The 437-nt window shown below is 48.5% G+C and carries 1 protein-coding gene; it reads left to right on the top strand.

Annotated features, from left to right (window positions below; genetic code table 11):
* Positions 1 to 47 precede the first annotated feature (47 nt).
* On the top strand, positions 48 to 437 hold a 390-nt coding region (locus GFJ41_RS18075), incomplete at its 3' end, for a Tim17/Tim22/Tim23/Pmp24 family protein (RefSeq protein WP_170076023.1).

Genomic DNA, 437 nt, shown 5'->3' with positions numbered 1-437 from the left:
ATTCTATCTCGCTTTTGTGAACAAAAATCTCCATCGTCTTCCACCATTTGAAGATGCCTAAGACTACCGTCGACGGAGTATTTTTTCCGGCGAGCGTTGATTTGACGGTGGATTTGGGCGACCCATTTTTCAATCGCGTCGTCAATGGCTTCCTGAAGATCGGCACGGTGGCGGTTGCGAAAGTGGCTGTAGAGGAAACGTACAGTGTGATCAGCAAAGGGAGTGTCTCTAAACACGACTTTGAACACTCGCTGAAGGCAATGTGTAAAGAAGGTGCATACTGGGGTTCAATTGCTGGAGTCTATGTTGGAATGGAGTATGGGGTGGAAAGAGTCCGTGGAGTCAAAGATTGGAAAAACGCGATGCTTGGTGGTGCGTTGACTGGTGCAGTAATATCGGCAGCGTGCAGCAACAAAGGGGACAAGATAGTAACGGAC

The sequence above is a fragment of the Paraclostridium dentum genome, from assembly GCF_012922555.1.
Taxonomy (GTDB): Bacteria; Bacillota; Clostridia; order Peptostreptococcales; family Peptostreptococcaceae; genus Paraclostridium; species Paraclostridium dentum.
The sequence above is the reverse complement of the archived record's forward strand: the minus strand, read 5'-3'. Positions and strand labels throughout refer to the sequence as shown.